Genomic DNA, 22,472 nt, shown 5'->3' with positions numbered 1-22,472 from the left:
GCGCTTCTACGCGGGAACGTCGACGATGAAGGACAAGGCGCGGGTGCTGGTGGGCAAGCCGCCGGTTCCGATCGGGCGTGCGGTGCGCGCATTGATGAGGGCAAGAGCATGACGACGGCGGTAGTGATCGGTGCGGGATTCGGCGGGTTGGCGCTCGGTATCCGGCTGCAATCGGCAGGCGTGCAGACGACGATCGTCGAGGCGCGGGACAAACCGGGCGGGCGAGCCTATTATTGGGAGCGCGACGGCTTCACGTTCGACGCGGGGCCGACCGTCATCACCGATCCGGCGTGCCTGCAGGAATTGTGGGCGCTGACCGGGCGCGACATGAGCGACGACGTGACGCTCGATCCGGTGCTGCCGTTCTACCGGCTCAACTGGCCCGACGGGACCAATTTCGACTATACCAACGACGATGCGCAGATGCGCAGCGAGATCGAGAAGCTGCATCCCGGCGACTGGGACGGGTATCTCAAGTTCCTCGATTACTCTGCGGGGGTGTTCCGCGAGGGGTATGAGAAGCTGGGGCATGTCGCGTTCCTCGACTTCGGGTCCATGATCAAGGCGGCGCCGTCGCTGGCCAAGTATCAGGCGTGGCGGTCGGTCTATTCGATCGTCTCGGGCTTCGTGAAATCGGAGAAACTGCGCGAGGCGCTGTCGTTCCACACGCTGCTGGTCGGCGGCAATCCTATGACGACAAGCGCTATCTATGCGCTGATCCACAAGCTGGAGCGCGATGGCGGAGTGTGGTTCGCGCGCGGCGGGACTAATCGGCTGGTCGCGGGGATGATCGCGCAGTTCGAGCGGCTGGGCGGGGTCGTCCGGCTAGGCGACGCGGTGACCGAGATCTGCACGCTGGGCGACCGCGCGACCGGGGTGGCGTGTGCGAGCGGCTGGCGCGCGGATGCCGATGCGGTCGCGTGCAACGGCGATATCATGCACGCCTATCGCGACCTGCTGGTCCGTTCGCGCAGCGCGCAGCGGACGAAGGCGAAGCTGGAGCGCAAATCCTATTCGCCGTCGCTGTTCGTCGTGCATTTCGGGGTCAGGGGCACGTGGCCGGGCATCCCGCACCACATGATCCTGTTCGGGCCACGGTATAAGGGTCTGCTGAGCGACATCTACGACCACGGGGTGCTGGCGGAGGATTTCTCGCTGTACCTGCATCACCCGACCGTCACCGATCCGTCGATGGCGCCCGAGGGGATGAGCACCTTCTACGCGCTGGCCCCGGTGCCGCATCTGGGCAAGTTCCCGGCGGACTGGAGCGAGATCGCGCCGATCCTGGAGAAGCGGATCCTGGACGAGGTCGGGCGGCGGCTGATCCCCGACATCCACGAGCGGATCGTGACCAAGTTCAGCTATGCGCCGAGCGACTTCGCGGAGGATCTGAACGCGCATCTGGGCAGCGCGTTCAGTCTGGAGCCGACGCTGCTCCAGAGCGCGTATTTCCGCGTCCACAACCGCGACGATGCGATTCCGAACCTGTATTTCGTCGGCGCGGGAACGCATCCGGGGGCGGGGATACCGGGGGTCGTGGGGAGTGCAAAGGCGACGGCGAAGCTGATGCTGGAACCGTCCGCGTGAGCCGTCGGAAAAATAAACCAACAACTCTGAATGCGCTCTTCGCCGATGCTGCGGGTTGGTGGGCGGTGTTCATGGTTCTATTCGTTATCATGTTTCCGCTCTTTGCAAGGCCAATGCTAGCAATGCTGAAGTTCGTGCTTGAGGCGCTTAATAACTTCGGTAGCGGATCGTAATGAGAAAGTATCAAAGTACATCATCGTCTTTTCGGATGTTATCTAATGAGGTGTGTCGAGCCGGAGTAGGAGCTTGAAACGCCTCGCCATCTACTGCGGCTCCGCGACGCCTGTGGATACGACCTACATCGACTCCGCTCGGGAGATCGGGCGGGCGCTGGCGATGCGCGGCATTGGCGTCGTGTATGGCGGTGGGCGGTTGGGGTTGATGGGGGCTATCGCCGATAGTGCGCTCGAAGCGGGGGGCGAGGTGATCGGGGTCATTCCTCAGGCGCTGGTCGATGCCGAGGTCGCGCATCGGGGGTTGAGCGAGCTTCACGTTGTCTCGGGGATGCATGAGCGCAAGGCGAAGTTTACCGAGCTGGCGGACGGGTTCGTCACCATTCCCGGGGGCACGGGGACGATGGACGAATTGTGGGAGGCGCTGTCGTGGGCGCAGCTGGGGTATCATGCCGATCCGGTGGGGTTGCTCAACGTCGCTGGCTATTACGACCATCTGATCGCGTTCTGGGAGAAGATGGGCGAGGTGGGTTTCTTGCGGGCGCAGCATCGGAATTTGTTGATCGTGGCGGATACGCTGGACGGGTTGCTCGACAAGATGCAGCGCCATGTGCCGACGGAGCCGATCGTTCGGATGAAGGTCGGCGATCTTTGACTATCCTTCGTCACCCCGGACTTGTTCCGGGGTCCAGTCCTCCACGGGCGATGCGGTCGTGTTTTGAAACCAGGACCCCGGCACAAGTCCGGGGTGACGGAGGGGGGGTGGCGTGATCGGTGCCCTTCCCACTCGCGGCGCGATTGTCGCAACCGCGCGGGAGTCGATCTCGCGGGGGTCGAAGAGTTTCGCGGCGGCCAGCCTGTTGTTCGGTCGCCGCACGCGCGAGCGGGCTTGGCTGCTGTATGCCTGGTGCCGCAGGTGCGACGATATCGTCGACGGGCAGGATCATGGGCACGGCATGAGCGCGGTCGCCGATGCGCCTGTGCGGGTGGCCGAGGTGGCGGCGATGACCGAACTGGCGCTCAGCGACGAGGTCGTCGGTGACCCGGCGTTCGATGCGCTGCGGATCGTCGCTGCGGAGACGCGGATGCCCTCCTCTTTTGCGCGCGACGTGATCGCGGGCTTCGCGCTCGATGCCGAGGAATGGCGGCCACGGAGCGAGGACGATCTGTACCGTTATTGCTACCATGTCGCGGGCGCGGTCGGGTGCATGATGGCAGTGGTGATGGGCGTGGCTCCGGACGACGAGGACACCCTCGACCGCGCGTGCGATCTGGGGATCGCGTTCCAGCTTGCCAACATTGCGCGCGATGTGTGCGAGGACGACATCGCCGGACGCTGCTATCTGCCCGAAGACTGGCTGGTGGAGATGGATATGCCACCGGGTGAGCATATGAAGCCGCATTACCGCCCGCGCCTTGCGGTGCTGGGGAAGCGGCTGGCGGCGCGGGCGGCGGCGTTCGAGGCGAGCGCGCGGGAGGGGACGCCGGCGCTGCCGTTCCGATCGGCCTGGGCGGTGCTGGCGGCGGCGGGGATCTATGGCGCGATCGGGCGCAAGGTCGCAAGCGGCGGCGAACACGCGTGGGATCGCCGGGTGACGACGAGTTCGGCAGCCAAGATCGGGTTTATCGCGCGTGCAGGCGTTGAGGCGACGCGGCGTCGTGCACTCTATCCGCGGCGCCCTCGCGATCCGTCTCTATGGACGCGGCCTCGGATCAGCCTTGCGGAGTCTGTACCGACGCCTTGACCAACCGCTCGCCGCTCGCGCGGCAATTGGCGGCGATGGTCGGGTATTCGAGATCGGTGTTGCGCGCGAGCGCCTGCGGGAGTGCGGCGCGGCACTGGGCGACGCTCTGGTATCGGGCGGGCTCGGTGCGCGCTTCGGTGCAGGAGGCGCTGGCGTCGCCGCAGCCGAGGATCGCCATGACGTAGAAGATGGGTTCCATTGCCTGCACTCCGCTTCGTGGGGGTAAACGGGCGGGTGGCGGGCAAGGTTCCGGATTTCATCCTGCCGTCACCCCGATCTCGTGCCGGGGTCCGGTGTGCCGCCAACGAAACCCTTTAGCCTCGATCCGCATCGCCTGCCGCCGGCTGGACCCCGGAACAAGTCCGGGGTGACGGACGGGGCTTGGATATGGAGCGCGTCTCTTGTGGCCCGCCGCTTGGCGTTCCCGGTCGCTTGCCCCACATAGGGAGCAATGCCGCCCGACACCACGACCACCACCCGCCTGGAGCAGCCGCTCCTGCCGCTACTCCGCCGGTTCCTGCCGTATCTCTGGCCCGCACACCAACCGCGGCTCAGGGTGCGCATCGTCGTGGCGATGCTGCTCGTGCTCTGCTCGAAGCTGGTCCAGGTCTATGGTGCGCCGTTCGCGCTGCAAGGCGCGGTCGATGGTATGGGGAGCGGCGATCGTTCGGCGTCGACGCTGATCTTCGCGCTGGTGCTGGGCTATGCCGCGGCGCGGTTCGGGACGACGTTGTTCGACAATCTGCGCAATGCGGTGTTCGAGCGGGTCGGGCAGGAGGCGACCCGTGGCCTGGCGTCGGACGTGTTCCGTCATCTCCACCGCCTCGGGCTCGATTTCCATCTGTCGCGGCGGACCGGGGCTGTCACCAAGGTGGTCGAGCGCGGGACCAAGAGCATCGATACGATGCTGTACTTCCTGCTGTTCAACATCGCGCCGACGGTGTTCGAACTGGCGCTGGTGCTGGGGCTGTTCTGGACCAAGTTCGGCTGGCCGCTGGTGGCGGCGACGTGCGTGATGGTGGTGCTCTATATCTGGTTCACGCGGGTCGTGACCGACTGGCGCAACGCGCTGCGTGCGCAAATGAACGACTTGGACACCGGCGCGGTGGCGCATGCGGTCGATTCGCTGCTCAATTTCGAGACCGTCAAATATTTCGGCGCGGAGGAGCGTGAGGCGCGGCGGTACGAGGGCGCGCTGCGGTCCTATGCCGATGCGGCGACCAAGAGTGAGAACAGCCTGGCCTGGCTCAACGTCGGGCAGGCGGCGATCACGAACCTGATGATGGGTGCCGGGATGGCCTATGTCGTCTGGGGGTGGACGCAAGGGCACTTCACCGCGGGCAACGTGGTGTTCGTGTCGACCTTGCTGGCGCAACTGTTCCGGCCGCTCGACCTGCTCGGCATGGTGTACCGGACGATCCGGCAGGGGGCGATTGACATGGCGGCGATGTTCGACCTGGTCGATACGCCTGCGAGCGTGATCGATGCAGCCGGTGCCGCGCCGCTTGTGGTGACGACGGGCGCCGTCCGCTTCGCCGATGTGCATTTCGGTTATGGCGACGGCCGGGAGATACTGAAGGGCGTCGACATCGACGTGCCCGCGGGGACGACGTGCGCGGTGGTGGGGCCATCGGGCGCGGGCAAGTCGACGCTCGCGCGGCTGATGTACCGCTTCTACGACGTGACTGCAGGTGCGATCACGGTCGATGGGCAGGACGTGCGCGGCGTGACGCAGGCGAGCTTGCGATCGGCGATCGGGATCGTGCCGCAGGACACGGTGCTGTTCAACGACACGATCGGCTACAACATCGCTTACGGTCGCGAGGGCGCGGGCGAGGCGGAGATCGTTCGCGCGGCGGAGGGCGCGGCGATCGCCGGGTTCATCGCGCGCCAGCCGCGGGGCTATGCGACGCGGGTCGGCGAGCGCGGGCTGAAGCTGTCGGGGGGCGAGAAGCAGCGGGTGGCAATCGCGCGGACCTTGCTCAAGAACCCGCCGGTGCTGATCCTCGACGAGGCGACTTCGGCGCTGGATAGCCGCACCGAGAGCGACATCCTGGCGACGCTGGAGGCGATCGCCCAGCGGCGGACGACGATTGTCATCGCGCACCGGCTGTCGACGGTGGTGCACGCGGACCAGATCGTGGTTCTTGATGCGGGCCGGGTGGCGGAGCGTGGAACCCATGCCGAGCTGCTGCGCCGCGGCGGGCTGTACGCGGATATGTGGGCGCGGCAGGCGCAGGAGCAGGAGCGGGAAGAGCCATTGGCCGCGGAGTAGTTGCACCGCGGGAACGTTACTGCTAACATGAGCATATGGCACATCCGAAGCCGATGACTGGAGCCGAGCGTGTTGCCAAGCGCCGTGCAACCCTCCGCGCGCAGGGGTTAAGACCCAAGACGATCTGGGTGCCTGATACCCGTACATCGGCATTCAAGCAGAAGGCGCTGCGTTCCACCGGTTGGCTTTGGGATCGCGCGACGGATGAGGCGCATGCCATGGCGTGGATCGCCGAAATGCAGGATGAGGTGCTGAGAGATCTGGACCGCGCGGAAGAAGAACGCCGCATAGGCCCGCTGGTTTGAAGCGAGGCGAGATATGGAGTGCGGCAACCGGTAGCGGCTTTGGCAGCAAACCGCGGCCTGTGGTGATCGTGCAGGGCGATGTGTTCGGCCGAACGCCGAACGTGATCGTCGCACTGTGCGAAACCGCGCACGGCGAGCCCGACGACGTGCGCCCGAGAATAAGTCCCGACGAGGAAAATCGCCTCGACCACGTCTCGGACGTCGCCGTCGACCTTCTCGTGACGGTTCCCGAACGCAAGTTCGGCAGGCCGATCGGACGATTAAAGCCCAACGACATGCAGCGCGTCGAGATTGCGCTGGGTGTCATGCTGGGGTTTGCATGACTGACATCCTCCCCACCCTCCAGCGCGTGTTCGGCTTTCCGGCGTTTCGCGGCGTCCAGGCCGACGTCGTCGAACGGGTGCTTGCGCAGAAGCGCACGCTCGCGGTGATGCCGACTGGGGCAGGGAAGTCGCTGTGCTATCAATTGCCGTCGGTGCTGATGGAGGGGACGTGCGTTGTCGTCAGCCCGCTAATTGCGCTGATGCACGATCAGTTGCGTGCGGCGGAGGCGGTGGGGATACGCGCGGCGACCTTGACGTCGGTAGACCAGAACCAGGCGGAAACGCGCGACCGGTTCCGGCGCGGCGAGCTCGACCTGCTGTACGTGGCACCCGAGCGCGCCTCGAACGCGTCGTTCAGAGCGCTGCTGAGCGAGAGCAGGCTCAGCCTGTTTGCGATCGACGAGGCGCATTGCGTCAGCGAATGGGGGCACGATTTCCGTCCCGACTACCGGCTGCTCGAACCGCTGATGGATGCGTTCCCGCATGTGCCGCGGCTCGCGCTGACCGCGACCGCGGACGCGCATACGCGGGCGGACATCGTCAAGCAGCTCGGCATTCCCGACGAGGGGATGATCGTGTCGGGGTTCGACCGGCCCAACATCCGCTATGCGATCAGCCCCAAGGTCAATACCACGCAGCAGATCGCCGACATCGTCCGCGCGACGCCGGGGCCGGGGATCGTCTATGCGCAGACCCGCGCGGCGACCGAGAAGCTGGCGGAGGCGCTGGGCAAGACGGGGCGGCCGACCCGGGCGTATCACGCCGGGCTCGAGCCGCACATCCGCCAGAAGAACCAGGCCGATTTCGTCGCAAGCGAGGACATGGTGATCTGCGCGACGGTGGCGTTCGGGATGGGGATCGACAAGCCCGACGTCCGCTTCGTAGCGCATGCCGGGCTGCCGAAGTCGATCGAGGCCTATTATCAGGAGACGGGGCGCGCCGGGCGTGACGGCGATCCGTCGGTCGCGCACCTCTTCTGGGGCGCGGACGACTTCGCGCTGGCGCGGCGGCGGATCGGCGAGGTCGAGGCCGAGCGCCAGCCGGGCGAGCGGACGCGGCTGGCGGCGCTCGGCGCACTGGTCGAGACGGGGGAATGCAGGCGGCGCATCCTGCTGAAGCATTTCGGCGAGGACCGGGCCGAGGATTGCGGAAATTGCGACAATTGCCTGGGGTCTTCGGATGCGGTCGATGCGACCGAGATCGCGCGCAAGGTATTGTCCGCGGTGTTTCGGACCGGGCAGCTGTTCGGCATGGGCTATGTCGAGCAGGTCCTGCTGGGGCAATCGACCGACAAGAGCGTCGCGCGCGGGCATGAGGCGCTGTCGGTGTGGGGCATCGTCGCGGGTGAGGAGGCGGCGCTGGTCAAGCCGGTGTTCCGGGCGCTGACGCTTCGCGACGCGCTCAGGGCCAACGAGCATGGTGGGCTGGAGTTCGGCCCCGCGGCGCGTGCGTTGATCAAGGGCGAGGCGGCCCTGTCGGTCGTCGTGCCGCCAAAGCGCGAGCGAAGGCGGCGGGGCGTTTCCGGGGCTGCCCCGAACCCCGTCGACGATCCGCTATTCGAGGCGTTGCGGGTCGCGCGGCGCGATCTGGCGAAGGAGGCGGGCGTGCCACCTTACGTGATCTTCCACGATTCGGTGCTGCGCGACATGGCGGCGCAACGCCCCGACAGCCGTGCGAAACTGGCGATGCTGACCGGCATCGGCCAGCGCAAGCTGGATGCGTACGGCGATGCGTTCCTGGCGGTGATCCGGGGGGCGTAAGCGCTCACGCCGAGGTGCGGTCAGCCAAATGTTGGTCGAATCGGCAGCGGCGATAGCCAGGGCTCCCGCCTGACGACCCAGATCGCGTATGGCGGCGTGACGCGCACCGGTCGTGGTTCAAATCCGAGGCAACCTGCGCTAGGAGGCCGCGCATGGCCGATCTCCGCATCCTCAACGACAGCATCGCCGTCGCGCCCCAGATTGCTCCGCACGACATCGCCGCGATCAAGGCGGCGGGGTATGTCGCGATCGTCAACAACCGGCCCGACGGCGAGGAGCCGGGGCAGCCGACAGGCGAGGCGATCCGGGCATCGGCGGAAGCGGCAGGGCTGGCCTACGCTGCGATTCCCGTGACACAGGCAGGATTCTCGCATCTGCAGATCGATGCGATGGCGCAGGCGCTGGTTGCCGCCGACGGACCCGTGCTCGCTTATTGCCGGTCGGGAACGCGGTCGTGCAATCTGTGGGCGCTGGCGGCGGCCAAGGCCGGGCGCAATCCGGCATTGCTGGTGTTGCAGGCGGCGGATGCGGGCTACGATCTGTCGGGGCTGCGCCCGACGCTGGATGCACTCGCGAGCGGCGCATGAAATGGACGATGCTGGCGGGGTCGCTCCTCGCGGTGCTGGCATTGGCGGGGATCGCCTGGGCATTGAAGCTCGGGCGTGACCGCCCGATCGAGTCGCCCGAGGAAGCGGCGGACGCGGCCGACGCAGCGTTGGCCGGATTCGTGACGGCCGGTGCGGTGGTCGGGGCCGATGGCGCAGCGGCGCTGGCGGTCGACGGCGGCGGCCGGGTGGCGGTATGCAAGCGCCACGGCGCGCGGATCGCGGTTCGCGAGGTGGCCTGGACGGCGGTTCGCGCGACGCCCGAAGGGATGCGGGTCGACACCGGCGAGCGGCGCTTCGGCGCGGTGACGGTGGCGGGGGTCAACGCGCTCGACGTGCGACGGCTGGCACCGCAATTGACACGGGTGTAAGCGCGGGCGGGTCATGCCAACGCTGCCCGATCCGGTCGACCTTGCCATCCCCGCTTTCGTTCTGCTCGTTGTGGCGGAAATGATTGTGGCGCGGATGCGCGCGCCGAGCCGGTATTGCCCCCGCGATACGCTGACATCGCTGGCGCTGGGCCTGGGCAGCACGGCGGCCCGGGTGCTGTCCGGCGGCGTGGTGCTGGCGCTGGCGACGTGGGTCGGCGGGTTTCGCGTCTTCGTCATCGGCTGGTCGTGGTATTGGTTCGCGCTCTGCTTCGTGCTCGACGACTTGGCCTATTACTGGTTCCACCGGAGCGCGCACCGGGTGCGCTGGTTCTGGGCGAGCCATGTCGTCCACCATTCGAGCCAGCACTACAATCTGTCGACCGCGCTGCGGCAGACGTGGACGGGGTTCTTCAGCCTGAACTTCCTGTTCCGATTGCCGCTGTTCCTGCTCGGCTTCCCGCCCGCGATGGTCTTCCTCATGGCGGGAGTGAACCTGGTCTATCAATTCTGGATCCACACCGAAGCGATCGGGCGGCTGCCGCGGTGGTTCGAGGCGGTGATGAACACGCCGTCGCACCACCGGGTGCATCACGCCACCAACCCGCGCTATCTCGACCGCAATTACGCCGGCGTCTTCATCGTCTGGGACCGGATGTTCGGAACCTACGAGCCCGAGCGCGACGACGAGCGGCCGCGTTACGGCCTGGTGCGCGATCTGGGGAGCTTCTCGCTGCTGTGGGCGGCGATCCACGAATGGGTGGGCATCGCCAAGGACGTATGGCGCGCGCCATGGCGCGCGAAGCTGGGGTATATCATTCGCGAGCCGGGATGGAGCCACGACGGCAGTCGGGACACGAGCGAAACGCTGAGGGTGCGCTGGGAGGCTCGCGCTGTTCCTCCCGGAACGGGGAGGAACTAGGAAGCTCTTAGCGCCGCCTCCGCCTCGCCGATGTAATCCCGCGTGATCGGCACCGCCAAGCGGCTGCGTGACAGCTGGATCTGATAGTTGCACAGGCCGCCGTGACGGAAGGCGGCGGCGGCACCGGTCAGATAGAATTGCCACATGCGAAAGAAGCGCTCGTCGTAGAGCGCGACGATCTGCTCCCTGGCGGCCGTGGTGCGATCGTACCACTGGTCCAGGGTAAGCGCATAGTGGAGCCGCAGCACCTCGATATCGGTGGGAAACAGCTTCAGGCCTTCGTAGCCGCGGACGATCTCCGACAGCGACGGGTTGTAGCCGCCGGGGAAGATGTATTTGGCGACAAAGCCGTCGGTGACCCCGGGCCCACCCATCCGACCGATGGTGTGGACGAGCATGATGCCGTCCTCGCTCAGCAGGTCGCGGCACTTGCGGAAGAACGCGCGGTAGTGCGCGGGACCGACATGCTCGAACATGCCGACCGAGACGATCCGGTCGAACGTGCCGGTGACGTGGCGATAGTCGATCAGCGCGAACTTGACCTTGTCCGCAACCCCGGCCGCCTCGGCACGCGCGCGCGCGACCTTGAGCTGTTCCTCCGACAGGGTGACGCCGAGCACCTCCGCGCCGGTCTTCGCGTGGAGATACAAGGCCATCCCGCCCCAGCCGCAGCCGATGTCGAGCACGCGCATGCCGGGCTCGAGCAGCAGCTTGGCGGCGATGTGCGCCTTCTTGTCGGCCTGCGCCTGTTCGAGGGTGTTCGCCTGGTCGGTGAAATAGGCGCAGGAATATTGCCGGTCGGCGTCGAGGAAGAGATCGTAGAGCCGATCCGACAAATCGTAATGATGTGCGACGTTCTTCCTGGAGCGACGCGCCATGTTGACCCGGTCGACGCGGCGAGCGACCGCACCGAAGGCCTTGACTGGCCAGACCGCCTCGAGCTGGCCGACGCGCGAAGCCCAGGGGGTGTTGCGCTTGAGCAGCTCGATCAAGTCGCGGATGTCGCCGTCCTCGACGATCAGGCGCCCGTCCATGAACATCTCCGCTGCGCCCAAGGCGGGATGGCGGACGATGGCCAGCGCCGCGCCGCGGTCGGCGAAGCGGATCGTCACGTCGCGATAGTCGGGATCTGCGGTGCCGATCCGGTTGGTGCTGCCATCGGCATGGTGAACGGTAAGGATGCCGCGTTTGACCGCGCGGGCGAGAAATCGATCGATCAGGGCCATGCGCGCTGCCCCTAAAGCGTCAGATGCCCGCATACCAGTCGTAGTCGACGGCATCTTCCCAATAACCGCCCTTGCCGCGGCCGATGCCGTCCAAACTGGCGACCGCGTCGATGCGCATGACGTATTTGGCGTGCTTGTAACCCAATTGGCGCTCGACCCGCAGCCGCACCGGGGCCCCATGGCCGACCGCGAGCGGGCGGCCGTTCATCGCCCAGGCCAGGATCGTCTGGGGGTGAAAGGCGTCGATCAGGTCGATGCTCTCGTAATAAGGCGCGCCGCCGTAGAGATCGGCGCAGGTGAAGACGATGTAGCGGGCCGCGGCGCTCACCCCTGCGGCCTTCAGCACGGTGCCGAGCATCGGCCCGGTCCATTGGCCGATCGCGCTCCAGCCTTCGACGCAATCGTGGCGCGTGATCTGGGTGCGGTTCGGCATCGCGCGCAGGTCGGCGAGTCTCAGCGACAGCGAGCGGGCGACAAGGCCCTGTACCGTGAGCCGCCAATCGGAAAAACGATTGGCGACCATCGCGGCGTACGCCGGTGTGTTCGGGTTGGCGGTGCCGTTGACCCGGAACACCGGCGACATCTGCGATGCCGTAAATTCGGGGGCGAGCGCAGCGCGGTCGCTGAGCGCGCGGTGAAGGCCGCGCTGCATGTCCTCGCCCGCGAACAGGATGCGGCGTGCGGCGGGGATGGTCGCGACCTTGTCGCAGCCGGCGAGCAGCAGTCCCGCGCCGCCGCCGAGAAGGGTCCGGCGCGAAAGATCCTTGGCGATCATTCGGGGATTCTCCAGCGGCCGGTGAGCATTGAACGGACTTCGTTCCACGCGCCTGCCAGGATCACGAGGACGAGATGGACGACCGTAAATCCTGCGAGCGCCGCCATGCTGAGGAAGTGGATCGAGCGTGCCGACTGGCGGCCGCCGAACACGTCGAGCACCCACGGCCACGCGGCATCCATGCCCGGCGACAGCGCGATGCCGGTAAGGATCACGAGCGGCAGCGCGACGAAGATGACCAGGATGTAGGAGAGCTTCTGAAAGATGTTGTAGGCGCGCGGGTGTTCGGGATCGTGGAAGCGGAAATCGAGGTGAGCGCGGAAATCGGCGCGGATGTGCGCCCATGACAGCTCGGCCCGGCGCAGCGTCAGGTCGCGGCGAAAGTGGCGGTTGAGCAGACTCGCGATCATGTAGGCGAGCAGCGCGAAGCCGAGGACCAGCGCGAAGAACAGGTGCCAGCGCCGCGACAGCGCCAGGTTATAGCTTCCGGGAATCGTCAGCCAGCCGGGGAAATGCGGCAGCAGCGCCCAGGGGTGATCGGCGTTGGCGCCATAGCGCCCCCAATAGAGCCGTGGATGCGCGTTCGAGATGCCGAGCCCCGAGCCGATCAGGATGAAGAGCGCGACTGCGTTGACCCAATGCCACAGGCGCGTGGCGACGCCGTGGCGCTTGATCGACGTGCCGGGTGCGGTTTCCTCGGGGACCATCTCACGCTTGTAGCAGTTAAGCGCGGCATGACCGAGTGGCATTTCTACGAACCCGCGCACGGCCACCGGCTGCCGCACGACCCCCTGAACGCCATCGTCGCGCCGCGGCCGATCGGGTGGATCAGCACGGTGTCGGCGGCGGGGGTGCGCAACATCGCGCCGTACAGTTTCTTCAACGTCGTCAATTACTCGCCGCCGTTGATCGCATTTTCGTCGATGGGATGGAAGGACACCGTCGCCAACATTGAGGTGACAGGGGAGTTCGTCTGGAACCTGGCGACTCGCGGCCTGGCGGAGGCGATGAACGCGACATCGGCGGCGATCGAAGGCGATGAGTTCGCCGCCGCCGGCATCGAGACGCTGCCGTCGCGGCTGGTGAAGCCCGATCGAGTCGCCGCGTCGCCGGTCTCGTTCGAGTGCCGGCTGACCCAGATGCTCCGGCTGGAAACCAAGGAGGGTCGCGCGCTCGATCAATGGCTGGTGATCGGCGAGGCGGTCGGCATCCATATCGACCGCGCGATGCTCGACGACGGCGTGTACCAAACGGCGCGCGCGATGCCGATCATGCGCGGGGGCGGCCCGGCGGACTATTTCGAGGTCGGCGAACTGTTTCGGATGCGGCGGCCGGGCTGACGGAGCCTCAGTTCGGCGTCGTGCCCGGTGCACCCGCCGCGGACACGCTGCCGGGCTGCGGCGGCGTGTTGCTTTTCGCAGAATCGACCGCCTCGTCGTACCAGCGCGACAGGTCGGCCTTCATCCGGTGCAACGCGTCCGGGTTGAGATAGGTCATGTGGCCCGCCGGATAGTAAGCGAACGACAGGTTCCGCTGCTGCGCGGGTTCGAGCATCATGTGGCCGAGGTCGTTCTCGGTGCCGAAGAACGGCGTCGCCATATCGAACCAGCCGTTCATCGACAGCACGTGGAGATACGGGTTGGCGCGCATCGCCGCGGCGAGATCGACCGCGGTATTGGGGGTGTTCTGGGGCTGGCCCGATCCGGGCGCGTCGTGCTTCCAGTTCCAGCTGTACCCGGCGGCATCGCGCGCGGACAGGCGATAGGACAGATCGGTCTTGTAGCCCAACGTGTGGGTCGCATAATCGTTGAAGGTGGCGATGAACGCGCCGGAGATCGCGTCCGACGACGCGTCGGTCTCCGGGCGCTCGCCTGCCGCGTCGGCGTCGATGCCGGTGTAGCGCGAATCGAACCGGCCTATGGTGCGGCGGTCGCCACGGAGCAGTTCCTTCTGAAAGCGCGCGAGATCGACGCGCAGGTTGGCGCGGCGGATGAAGTCGGGGGAGAGCCCGGTCAGTTCGCTCATCCGCTGCGCCACCTGGTCGCGTTCGGCGGCGGGAAGCGTCTGGCCCTTGGCGAGCGCGCTCATGTACGGCCCCGTCGCGAACGCGCGCGCCTGGGCGACGACCGTGGCGACGTCGGCGGGGCGGTTGGGGATGCGGTTGTGGTACCAAGCGGTGGCGGCGTAGCTCGGTAGGTAGTTGAGATAGACCTGGTCGAGCCCGGGCTGGCGATAGCCGTAGTTCATGATCGACGAGAGCAGGATCACGCCATTGAGCGCCATGCCGCGATCCTGGAGCTGATAGGCGAGCGCCCCCGAGCGGGTGGTGCCGTAGCTCTCGCCGAGGAGGAATTTCGGGCTGTTCCACCGGCCGTACTTGGTCGCGTAGCGCAGGATCGCGCGTGCGAACGCGTCGGCATCCTCGTCGACGCCGTAGAAAGCGGCGGGCTTGGTGTCGCCGAGCGCGCGCGAATACCCAGCGCCCATCGCGTCGAGGAAGACGAGATCGGTCTTGTCGAGCAGCGTGTCAGGGTTGGGGCCGAAATCGTAGGGCGCCGGCTTGATGAATTCGGGGTTGGCGGTGCGCAGCCGGACCGGCGCGAACGATCCCATGTGGAGCCACAAGGTCGGGCTGCCGGGCCCGCCGTTGTAGAGGAAGGTGACCGGGCGCTTCGTACCGGGCTTCGTGCCGTCGAGCGTGTAGGCGGTGAAGAACATCGAGCCGGTCGGCTTGCCCTCGACATCGCGGATGGTGAGCGTGCCCGCGGTGGCGGTGTAGGCGAGGCGGCGGCGATCGACGGTGACGCTCGAGTGGGTCTTCGCTTCCTGCTCGACGACGGGCGCGTTGGCGTAGCCGGCTTCGGCTTCATCCTTCTGCGTGTCGGCGTTAGACTGGGTGACGGGCTTGGCGGGCTTGTCCTGCGCATGCGCTGTCGAGGACAGCAAAAGCGCGACGGCGAGGCTGAGGCGGATCGACACGGGCGGGGTCCTAGACGGGGAAGCGATGCAACCCTTTCGCGTTTTCGTCTTCGCCGCGCAACCGGTAACGCGGTCCACTCCCAAGCCGTTGCGTTCGGCGGGAGATATGGCAGGATGCGGCCATGCGCTCCCTCCTTCTCGCCGTCGTTCTTTGGCTCCTCCCGATTGCCGCGGTGCCCTGCGCCGCGCAAGGGCACGACGCTGCTGTGGTGGCACGGGAGGCAGTGGACGAGGCGCTGACGCTGCCCCCCGACTACAAGCGCGACGTCGTACTGCGCAGCGTGTCGCGCAATCTGCGATGGTTCGGGCAGGTCGACGAAGGGGTACGCGCGGCAAGGGCAATGAGCGACGGCGGCGTCACCGAGGTTCCGCCGAACACGCGGCCCGGCCCGCCCCGCTTCGTACCGCTCAAGGAGGCGATGCCGACGGGCAATCCTTGCGACGCGGGACCGTGGCGCGAAGGCGGCGGCCTTGCCGCCACGCCGAAAGCGCGCGAGAAGTGGGCATCGGCCTGTCTCCTCCGGCGCGATTTCGATTGGATAGGGCTGCCCGAAGTCGCGGAGGTGCGCACGGTCGCCGCAGGGTTGCCCGACGGCGAGACCAAGGCGGCGGTGCTGGCGATGCTCATCCGTTTCTACCGCGACGCGGAGACGCTGCGGTTCGCGAGCGAGGCGGTGGCGCGTGCTCGATTGCCGGCGGAGACGAAAGCGGGACTCGAGGCGATGCTGGCGGAACCAGTGGCGCTGTATCGGCTCGGCAGGAAATCCGAGGCGCTGGCGGCGGCGAAGGCTGCTTCGACGTTTGCGAGCAAGGCTCAATTGATCGAACTTCTGGTGCGTAATGACGATGAGTCAGGCGCGATCGAGGTGTTCGAGACGATGGCCGCGACGCCGCCCGAAGATGCCGAGTACTGTTACGGTTGGTTTGGCCCTATTGGCGGCCTGTCACTCGAGTATGTCGGCAACGCTTACGAGCCGTCACCGGGATTACGCGGGTTCCTCGACCGGCTGCCCGCTTCCCCGTTGTTTCGCAAAGTGTGTCCGGCTGGTCTCGACGCAGAGGTCGCGGTCGCAATGTTCCTGGCGGCGGGGCGCGACGGGGCGGCGATCGCGCGGGCGCGGGCCGAACCAAGCAAACCGTTTCTGTTGGTCGATTGCCTGCTGCAGGTCGGACGGGCGGAACTGCACCGCGGCGGACGCGATGCCGCCCGAGGGCGCGCGATGGAGGCTGCTGGAGCATTGCCGTTGTTCGATCCGGGCGATCCGGTTCGACCGCAGGCGAACGACAGGGTGTTGGTGGTGACCACCGGACCCGATGCGACACCCCGAAACTACGGCGAGTTGGAGGGTAACACCGGTCGCCGGTTCGAGGTCATCCGGCTGCTCGCCGCGTCGGGCGCTATTGTCGAAGCCGACGCGCTGGCGCGCGCGCAACTGGCCGGTGCGCTACGCGCCGTCGCCCTATCGGCAGCGGTTGCCGGACGTGCGGGTTATCGGTTCGATGACCAAGCACCCAGCCTCGAGACGATCGGCAAGAGCGACCTCTGACCGGCTAGTCGTCCTCGTCTTCGAACCCGGCCAGGTGCAGCGGCCGCGCCTTGATCTGGCGGGTCATGCACCAGTGCACGAGGGCTTCCTCCCGGCCATGGGTGACCCAGACTTCCCTCGGTGCGATTTCCAGTAGCGTGTCGGTGAGCTCGTCCCAATCGGCATGGTCCGACAGGATCAAGGGTAGCTCGACGTTCTTCTGGCGCGCGCGTTGGCGGACGCGCATCCAACCGCTCGCCATTGCGGTGATCGGGTCGGGGAGGCGGCGCGACCAGCGGTCGTTGAGCGCACCCGGCGGGCACAGGACGATGTGGCCCGCGATCTCGCTCTTTGCGACGCCAGTAGCGGGGCGCAGTTCGCCGAGGCGGACGCCGTGCTCCTCGTACAGGTCGCACAGCCGCTGGAGCGCGCCGTGGATGTAGATGGGGGCCGCGTGGCCGCGCTCGCGCAGCTCGGCGATGACGCGCTGCGCCTTGCCGAGCGCATAGGCACCGACCAGGACGCAGCGCGTCGGGTTGGCATGGAGGCGTTCGATCAGCTTGTCGATCTCGTCGCCGGTGTCGGGATGACGGAAGACGGGGAGCGCGAAGGTGGCCTCGGTGACGAAGACGTCGCATTTGACCGGCTCGAAGGGGGTGCAGGTCGGGTCGGCGCGGCGCTTGTAGTCGCCCGAGACGACGACCCGCTCGCCGCGATGATCGAGGACGATCTGCGCCGAGCCGAGACAATGGCCTGCGGGGACAAAGCCGATGTGGACGTCTCCCATGCGGATGGTTTCGCCGTAGGCTACCGGGTTGCCGGACTGCTCGCCGTAGCGCGCGTCCATGATCGCGAGCGTCTCGGGGGTGGCCCAGACGGCTGCGTGGCCGCCGCGGGCGTGGTCGGCATGACCATGGGTCACGAGGGCGCGGGGGCTCGGCTCGGACGGATCGATCCAGGCGTCGGCGGGGGCGACGTAGATGCCGTGGGGGTGGGGCTGGAGCCAGTCGCCGAGTTTGGGCATGCACCCTATATGGATGGCGATGCCTTCCGGTTCCCCGCTCGACCTCCCCGCTCCGCTCGCCGCATGGTTCGCCGCACGCGGCTGGTCGCCGCGGTCGCATCAGCTCGACATGCTGCGCGAGGCGCGTGGCGGTAATCATGCGCTGCTCGTCGCGGCGACGGGGGCGGGGAAGACACTGGCCGGGTTCCTGCCGACGCTCGCCGAGTTGATCGAGACGCCTGCGGAGGGGCTGCACACGCTCTACGTCTCGCCGCTCAAGGCGCTCGCGGTCGATATCCAGCGCAATCTGATGGCGCCGATCGCGGAGATGGGCGTCGATATTTCGGTCGAGACGCGGACTGGCGACACGTCTTCGGACAAGAAGGCGCGGCAGCGGGTCAAGCCGCCGCAGATCCTGCTGACGACGCCGGAATCGCTGTCGCTGCTGCTGAGCTATCCCGACACCTTCACGATGTTCGCGGGGCTGCGGACGATCGTGGTCGATGAGGTGCATGCGTTCGCGACCGGCAAGCGCGGCGATCTGCTTTCCTTGTGCATGGCGCGGTTGCAGCGGATCGCTCCGGGACTGCGTCGGGTGGCGCTGTCGGCGACAGTGGCCGACCCGGATGGCTATCGCGCCTGGCTCGCCCCCGATGGCGACATCGGTGCGGTCAGCCTGGTGCACGGCCAAGCCGGAGCCGACGCGAAGATCACGATCCTGCTGCCCGAGGGGCGCGTGCCGTGGTCGGGTCATTCGGGACGCTATGCCGCCGAACAGGTGATGGCGGAGATCGCGGCGCACCGGACGACGATCGTCTTCTGCAACACGCGCAGCCTGGCGGAACTGATCTTCCAGGACCTATGGAAAGTGAACGTCGACGGCCTGCCGATCGGGGTGCACCACGGCAGCCTGGCCAAGGAAGCGCGCGCCAAGGTCGAAGGCGCGATGGCGGAGGGGCGGCTGCGGGCGCTGGTGGCGACCGCGAGCCTCGATCTGGGGGTCGACTGGGGCGACGTCGATTGCGTGATCCAGATGGGCGCGCCCAAGGGGTCGTCGCGGCTGCTCCAGCGGATCGGGCGCGCGAACCACCGGCTCGACGAGGCGTCGGAGGCCATCGTGGTGCCGGGCAACCGCTTCGAATATCTGGAAGCGCGCGCGGCATTGGATGCGGTCGATGCGGGCGAGCTCGACCCCGACCTGTTTCGCCCCGGCGCGCTCGACGTGCTGGCGCAGCATGTGATGGCGTGCGCGTGCGCGGCGCCGTTCACGCGAGACGCGCTGCTCGACGAGGTACGCTCGGCTTTGCCCTATTCTGCGTTGAGCGACGACGTGTTCGAGCGCGTGCTGGGCTTCATTCGCGACGGCGGGTACAGCTTGCGCGCGTACGACAAGTTCAAGCGGCTGGTGGAGGAGGAGGATGGCACCTGGCGGGTCAGCCATCCGAAGTTTGTCGGCCAGCACCGGCTGAACGCCGGCATCATCGTCGAGGCGACGATGCTCGACGTGCGGTTCAGGAACGGGCGCAATCTGGGGCGGGTCGAGGAGGCGTTCGCCAGCCAGTTGTCGGCCGGGGACACGTTCTTCTTTGCCGGGCTGAGCCTGGAAGTCGAGAAGATCGATCTCACCGACCTGATCGTCCGCGCGACGAGCAGACCTGCGCGCATTCCGACCTATGGCGGCAGCCGGATGCCGCTGTCGACCAGCCTGGCGGACCGGGTGCGCGGCTTTCTCGCCGACCCGAGCGAATGGCCACGCTTCCCGGACGACGTCCGCGAGTGGCTCGAATATCAGACCGCGCGATCGGTGCTGCCGCAGCCCGGGCAGCTGCTGGTCGAGACCTTCCCGCGCGAGGGGCGGCATTACATGGTCGCATACAGTTTCGAGGGGTGGAACGCGCACCAGTCGCTCGGCATGCTGGTGACCCGGCGGATGGAGACGCAGGGGCTGAAACCCCTAGGCTTCGTCGCCAACGATTATGCGATCGCCTGCTACGGGCTGGAGAAGGTGATCGATCCGGCGTCGCTGTTCTCCGCCGACATCCTGGAGCACGAATTCGTCGACTGGGTGCAGCAATCGCATCTGCTCAAACGCGCGTTTCGCGAGGTGGCGGTGATCGGCGGGCTGGTCGAGCGCCAGCATCCGGGCAAGCGCAAGACCGGCAAGCAGGTCACCTTCTCGACCGACCTGATCTACGACGTACTGCGCAAATACGAACCGACACACCTGCTGTTGCAGGCGGCGTGGGACGATGCGCGCGCGAAGATGACCGATGTCGGGCGGCTGGCGCATCTGCTCGACCGCGCGGCGGAGACGATGCTCCACGTCGATCTCGACCGGATCACGCCGCTCGCGGTGCCGGTGCTGACGCTGATCGGGCGCGAGCGGGTGTCCACCGCCGGCGGCGACGATGCGCTGCTGGTGGAGGCGGAGGCGCTCGCGGCGGAGGCGATGCGGCTGGATTGAGCGCCGCTTGCGGACAGTCCGATTCGGGCGCATGTTGCGCCATGCGTTGGTGGATTGCCTTTGCGGCGTTGCTGCCGGTGTTCGCCGCTTCGGCGCAGGATGTCCCTGCCAGCGTCGATCCGGTCGACCCGCTCGCCCAGGAGATCGCCTTCGTCACCGACATCACCCGGATGACTGTGCCGGTCTCGCTGGCGGGGGCGGGGCCGTTCCGGTTCGTGGTGGACACCGGCGCCGAGCGGACGGTGGTCAGCCATGAACTCGCACGGCGATTGCGGCTGCCGCCGGGGCGCGATGTCCGGCTGACCGCGATGACCGGCACGACGTCGGTGGGTACGGTGATCGTGCCGTCGCTTACCGTCGGCGCGCTGAGCGGCGTGGGCGAACGGCGGATCGAGGCGCCGGCGCTCGCCGCGACCGATATTGGTGCGCTCGGTATCCTCGGGCTCGATACGCTGCAGGGGCAGAAGGTCGTCATCGACTTCGACACGCAGACGATGACGGTGACCCCATCGCGCAAGCGCCACACCCTGCCCGCCGCGAGCGACGAGATCGTCGTGCAGGCGCGCAGCGTGCTGGGCCAGCTGGTCGTCACCGACGCGCGCTATCGCGGGCAGACGGTGCGGGTGATCCTGGACACCGGATCGATGGTGAGCATGGGCAATGCGGCGCTGCGCAAGCGCCTGGTCAAGGCGGATGCAAAGCGCGACACGCCCATCGAGCTCATCAGCGTTACCGGCGGCAAATTGCAGGCGGGCTATACCCAGATCGGCAAGGTGTCGCTGGGCGAAATCGCGTTCGACAATCTGCCGATCGCCTTTGCCGATGCGGCGCCGTTCGCCAAGTTCGGGTTGGTCCAGCGGCCTGCGATGTTGCTGGGGATGGATGCGCTCAGGCTCTTTCGCCGGGTCGACATCGACTTCGTCAATCGCGAGGTGCGACTGCGCAAGCCGCGCAACATCCGGAACGCCTACTGATATTGCCAGCCGCTCCCCATTCGCTACGCTGCGCATCAAAGGGAGACGGCGATGCGCAACTGGGTTCTGGGATTGGCGGTGGCTGCGGTGCCATGCGTGGCGAGTGCGCAGGCGCGCCCCGACCAGCAGCAGTTCTTCGGGCTCTACAAGGAACTGGTCGAGACCAACACGACCCTGTCGGCGGGAAGCTGCACCCAGGCGGCGGCGCAGATCGCTGGGCGGCTCAAAGCGGCGGGCTATGCCGACGGCGACATCGTGCCGTTCTCGGTGCCCGATCACCCCAAGGAAGGCGGGGTCGTCGCGGTGCTGAGGGGATCGGACGCCAAGCTGAAACCGATGCTGCTGCTCGGGCATATCGACGTGGTCGAAGCCAGGCGCGCGGATTGGGTGCGCGATCCGTTCACGCTCGTCGAGGAGGGCGGCTATTCTTACGCGCGCGGCACCGTCGACGACAAGGCGATGGCGGCGGTGTGGGCGGATACGATGATCCGGCTCAAGCAGGCGGGCAAGCCGCCCCGGCGCACGATCAAGCTGGCGCTGACCTGCGGCGAGGAGACGACCTTTGCGTGGAACGGCGCGGAATGGCTGTCGAAGAACCGCCGCGACCTGATCGACGCCGAGTTCGCGCTGAACGAGGGCGGCGGGGGGCGGACCGAGCAGGATGGCACCCGCAAGCTGCTGGCGGTGCAGGTGGGTGAGAAAGCTGCGCAGAACTACACCTTTACCGCGACCAATCCGGGCGGCCACAGTTCGGTGCCAAAGCCGGACAACGCGATCTACGAACTGGCGGATGCGGTGAAGGCGGTGCAGGGCTACGACTTCCCGGCGCGCTTCACCGACACGACGCGCGCGTTCTTCGCGGCGAGCGCGACGACGATGCCCGCGGAGATGCAAAACGCGATCGCGCGGTTGCTGGCGAACCCTGAGGACAAGGCCGCCGACGCGATCGTCAGCAGCGACCCGACGCTGCATTCGACCTTGCGCACCACCTGCGTCGCGACGCTGCTGAGTGCAGGCCACGCCGAGAACGCGCTGCCGCAAAAGGCGACCGCCAACGTCAATTGCCGCATCTTTCCGGGGGAGACGGTCGACGGCACGCTGGCGCAGCTTCAGCGGCTGGCGGGGTCCAAGGTGGCGGTGACCGCGAACCAGCCGGTGCGCCCGACCGCGATCCCGCCGACGCTGGACCCCAAGATCATCGGGCCCATGAAGGCGGTGGCGGCGAAGCATTTTCCGGGCATGCCGCTGGTGCCGCTGATGTCGACGGGCGCGACCGACGGCATCTTCTTCCAGGCCGTTGGCATCCCGGTCTATGGCGCGCCGGGCATCTTCATCGACAAGGACATGGGCGGCATCCACGGGCTGAACGAGCGCATCCGGGTCAAGTCGCTGTACGACGGGCGCGATTACCTGTTCGATCTGGTGAAGGCGTATGCGGGGTGATTTGCTCCCCTCCCTTTGA

21 protein-coding genes are annotated in these 22,472 nt (G+C 67.1%); 15 read left to right on the top strand and 6 right to left on the bottom strand.

The features are described 5' to 3' along the window. Positions 1 to 108 precede the first annotated feature (108 nt). The 3 genes from ACE5C1_RS11555 to ACE5C1_RS11545 all read left to right on the top strand — a co-directional run bounded on the left by ACE5C1_RS11555 (position 109) and on the right by ACE5C1_RS11545 (position 3,505). A complete protein-coding gene (locus ACE5C1_RS11555) occupies positions 109 to 1,587 on the top strand; it encodes a phytoene desaturase (protein WP_374944224.1) in 1,479 nt (492 codons plus the stop codon). Positions 1,588 to 1,833: 246 nt separating this feature from the next. Beyond that, positions 1,834 to 2,415 carry a TIGR00730 family Rossman fold protein gene (locus ACE5C1_RS11550; RefSeq protein ID WP_374944223.1) on the top strand — a complete coding sequence of 194 codons (582 nt, stop codon included), beginning with the start codon at positions 1,834 to 1,836 and terminating at the stop codon, positions 2,413 to 2,415. A 115-nt stretch (positions 2,416 to 2,530) separates the two neighbouring features. Then, positions 2,531 to 3,505, top strand: a complete 975-nt coding sequence (locus ACE5C1_RS11545; RefSeq protein ID WP_374944227.1) for a phytoene/squalene synthase family protein — start codon at positions 2,531 to 2,533, stop codon at positions 3,503 to 3,505. On the opposite strand, the gene ACE5C1_RS11540 is transcribed toward ACE5C1_RS11545, so the two are convergent. Then, positions 3,474 to 3,704: a hypothetical protein gene (locus tag ACE5C1_RS11540; RefSeq protein WP_374944222.1), complete on the bottom strand. Its 231-nt coding sequence runs from the start codon at positions 3,702 to 3,704 to the stop codon at positions 3,474 to 3,476. The two genes, ACE5C1_RS11545 and ACE5C1_RS11540, sit on opposite strands and share 32 nt — an antisense overlap. Before the next feature lie 252 nt (positions 3,705 to 3,956). On the opposite strand from ACE5C1_RS11540, the gene ACE5C1_RS11535 reads away from it, so the two are divergent. From ACE5C1_RS11535 to ACE5C1_RS11505, 7 genes are all read left to right on the top strand, one after another. Further along, positions 3,957 to 5,780, top strand: a complete 1,824-nt coding sequence (locus tag ACE5C1_RS11535) for an ABCB family ABC transporter ATP-binding protein/permease (RefSeq protein ID WP_374944221.1) — start codon at positions 3,957 to 3,959, stop codon at positions 5,778 to 5,780. A gap of 35 nt (positions 5,781 to 5,815) precedes the next feature. Beyond that, complete coding sequence (locus ACE5C1_RS11530) at positions 5,816 to 6,085, top strand: antitoxin MazE-like protein (protein ID WP_374944220.1); 270 nt, start codon at positions 5,816 to 5,818, stop codon at positions 6,083 to 6,085. After that, positions 6,082 to 6,408, top strand: a complete 327-nt coding sequence (locus tag ACE5C1_RS11525; protein WP_374944219.1) for a type II toxin-antitoxin system PemK/MazF family toxin — start codon at positions 6,082 to 6,084, stop codon at positions 6,406 to 6,408. Before ACE5C1_RS11530 ends, ACE5C1_RS11525 begins: the two co-directional genes overlap by 4 nt. After that, on the top strand, positions 6,405 to 8,168 hold the full coding sequence (gene recQ, locus ACE5C1_RS11520) for a DNA helicase RecQ (protein WP_374944218.1): 1,764 nt from the start codon (positions 6,405 to 6,407) through the stop codon (positions 8,166 to 8,168). The genes ACE5C1_RS11525 and recQ overlap by 4 nt, the downstream gene beginning before the upstream one ends. Before the next feature lie 152 nt (positions 8,169 to 8,320). After that, entirely contained in the window at positions 8,321 to 8,755 is a 435-nt protein-coding gene (locus ACE5C1_RS11515; protein ID WP_374944217.1) for a TIGR01244 family sulfur transferase, read from the top strand. Next, positions 8,752 to 9,144, top strand: coding sequence for a hypothetical protein (locus ACE5C1_RS11510; RefSeq protein ID WP_374944216.1), 393 nt, complete (start codon positions 8,752 to 8,754; stop codon positions 9,142 to 9,144). The genes ACE5C1_RS11515 and ACE5C1_RS11510 overlap by 4 nt, the downstream gene beginning before the upstream one ends. A 13-nt stretch (positions 9,145 to 9,157) precedes the next feature. Further along, entirely contained in the window at positions 9,158 to 10,063 is a 906-nt protein-coding gene (locus ACE5C1_RS11505) for a sterol desaturase family protein (protein ID WP_374944215.1), read from the top strand. Here ACE5C1_RS11505 and ACE5C1_RS11500 read toward each other — a convergent pair. Genes ACE5C1_RS11500 through ACE5C1_RS11490 form a run of 3 tightly spaced genes read right to left on the bottom strand, consistent with a single transcriptional unit; the run spans position 10,060 to position 12,771 of the window. Beyond that, on the bottom strand, positions 10,060 to 11,289 hold the full coding sequence (locus ACE5C1_RS11500; RefSeq protein ID WP_374944214.1) for a class I SAM-dependent methyltransferase: 1,230 nt from the start codon (positions 11,287 to 11,289) through the stop codon (positions 10,060 to 10,062). The two genes, ACE5C1_RS11505 and ACE5C1_RS11500, sit on opposite strands and share 4 nt — an antisense overlap. Positions 11,290 to 11,308: 19 nt before the next feature. Next, on the bottom strand, positions 11,309 to 12,064 hold the full coding sequence (locus ACE5C1_RS11495; protein WP_374944213.1) for a molybdopterin-dependent oxidoreductase: 756 nt from the start codon (positions 12,062 to 12,064) through the stop codon (positions 11,309 to 11,311). Beyond that, complete coding sequence (locus tag ACE5C1_RS11490) at positions 12,061 to 12,771, bottom strand: cytochrome b/b6 domain-containing protein (protein WP_374944212.1); 711 nt, start codon at positions 12,769 to 12,771, stop codon at positions 12,061 to 12,063. The genes ACE5C1_RS11495 and ACE5C1_RS11490 overlap by 4 nt, the downstream gene beginning before the upstream one ends. A 27-nt stretch (positions 12,772 to 12,798) precedes the next feature. Here ACE5C1_RS11490 and ACE5C1_RS11485 point away from each other — a divergent pair, with 27 nt between their 5' ends. Then, the gene (locus ACE5C1_RS11485) at positions 12,799 to 13,404 is read left to right on the top strand and encodes a flavin reductase family protein (protein ID WP_374944211.1); all 606 of its coding nucleotides are present in this window, start codon (positions 12,799 to 12,801) and stop codon (positions 13,402 to 13,404) included. 7 nt (positions 13,405 to 13,411) lie between these two features. Here the strand turns inward: ACE5C1_RS11485 and ACE5C1_RS11480 are convergent, their stop codons facing one another. Further along, on the bottom strand, positions 13,412 to 15,037 hold the full coding sequence (locus ACE5C1_RS11480; protein ID WP_374944226.1) for a S10 family peptidase: 1,626 nt from the start codon (positions 15,035 to 15,037) through the stop codon (positions 13,412 to 13,414). 128 nt (positions 15,038 to 15,165) lie between these two features. Between ACE5C1_RS11480 and ACE5C1_RS11475 the strand changes: the two genes are divergently transcribed. Further along, positions 15,166 to 16,590 (top strand): hypothetical protein, encoded by a 1,425-nt coding sequence (locus tag ACE5C1_RS11475; protein ID WP_374944210.1) that lies wholly within the window; start codon positions 15,166 to 15,168, stop codon positions 16,588 to 16,590. Positions 16,591 to 16,594: 4 nt separating this feature from the next. On the opposite strand, the gene ACE5C1_RS11470 is transcribed toward ACE5C1_RS11475, so the two are convergent. Next, positions 16,595 to 17,593 (bottom strand): ligase-associated DNA damage response exonuclease, encoded by a 999-nt coding sequence (locus ACE5C1_RS11470; protein ID WP_374944209.1) that lies wholly within the window; start codon positions 17,591 to 17,593, stop codon positions 16,595 to 16,597. Positions 17,594 to 17,612: 19 nt separating this feature from the next. On the opposite strand from ACE5C1_RS11470, the gene ACE5C1_RS11465 reads away from it, so the two are divergent. From ACE5C1_RS11465 to ACE5C1_RS11455, 3 genes are read left to right on the top strand one after another with little or no spacing between them, the layout of a single operon-like run. Then, entirely contained in the window at positions 17,613 to 20,036 is a 2,424-nt protein-coding gene (locus ACE5C1_RS11465) for a ligase-associated DNA damage response DEXH box helicase (RefSeq protein WP_374944208.1), read from the top strand. Positions 20,037 to 20,077: 41 nt separating this feature from the next. Next, positions 20,078 to 21,010, top strand: coding sequence for a retroviral-like aspartic protease family protein (locus tag ACE5C1_RS11460; protein ID WP_374944207.1), 933 nt, complete (start codon positions 20,078 to 20,080; stop codon positions 21,008 to 21,010). Positions 21,011 to 21,061: 51 nt separating this feature from the next. Then, positions 21,062 to 22,453, top strand: coding sequence for a M20/M25/M40 family metallo-hydrolase (locus tag ACE5C1_RS11455; protein ID WP_374944206.1), 1,392 nt, complete (start codon positions 21,062 to 21,064; stop codon positions 22,451 to 22,453). Positions 22,454 to 22,472: the final 19 nt, after the last annotated feature.

Origin of the sequence: Sphingomonas sp. (assembly GCF_964263785.1) — a bacterium.
Lineage (GTDB): Bacteria > Pseudomonadota > Alphaproteobacteria > Sphingomonadales > Sphingomonadaceae > Sphingomonas.
The sequence above is the reverse complement of the archived record's forward strand: the minus strand, read 5'-3'. Positions and strand labels throughout refer to the sequence as shown.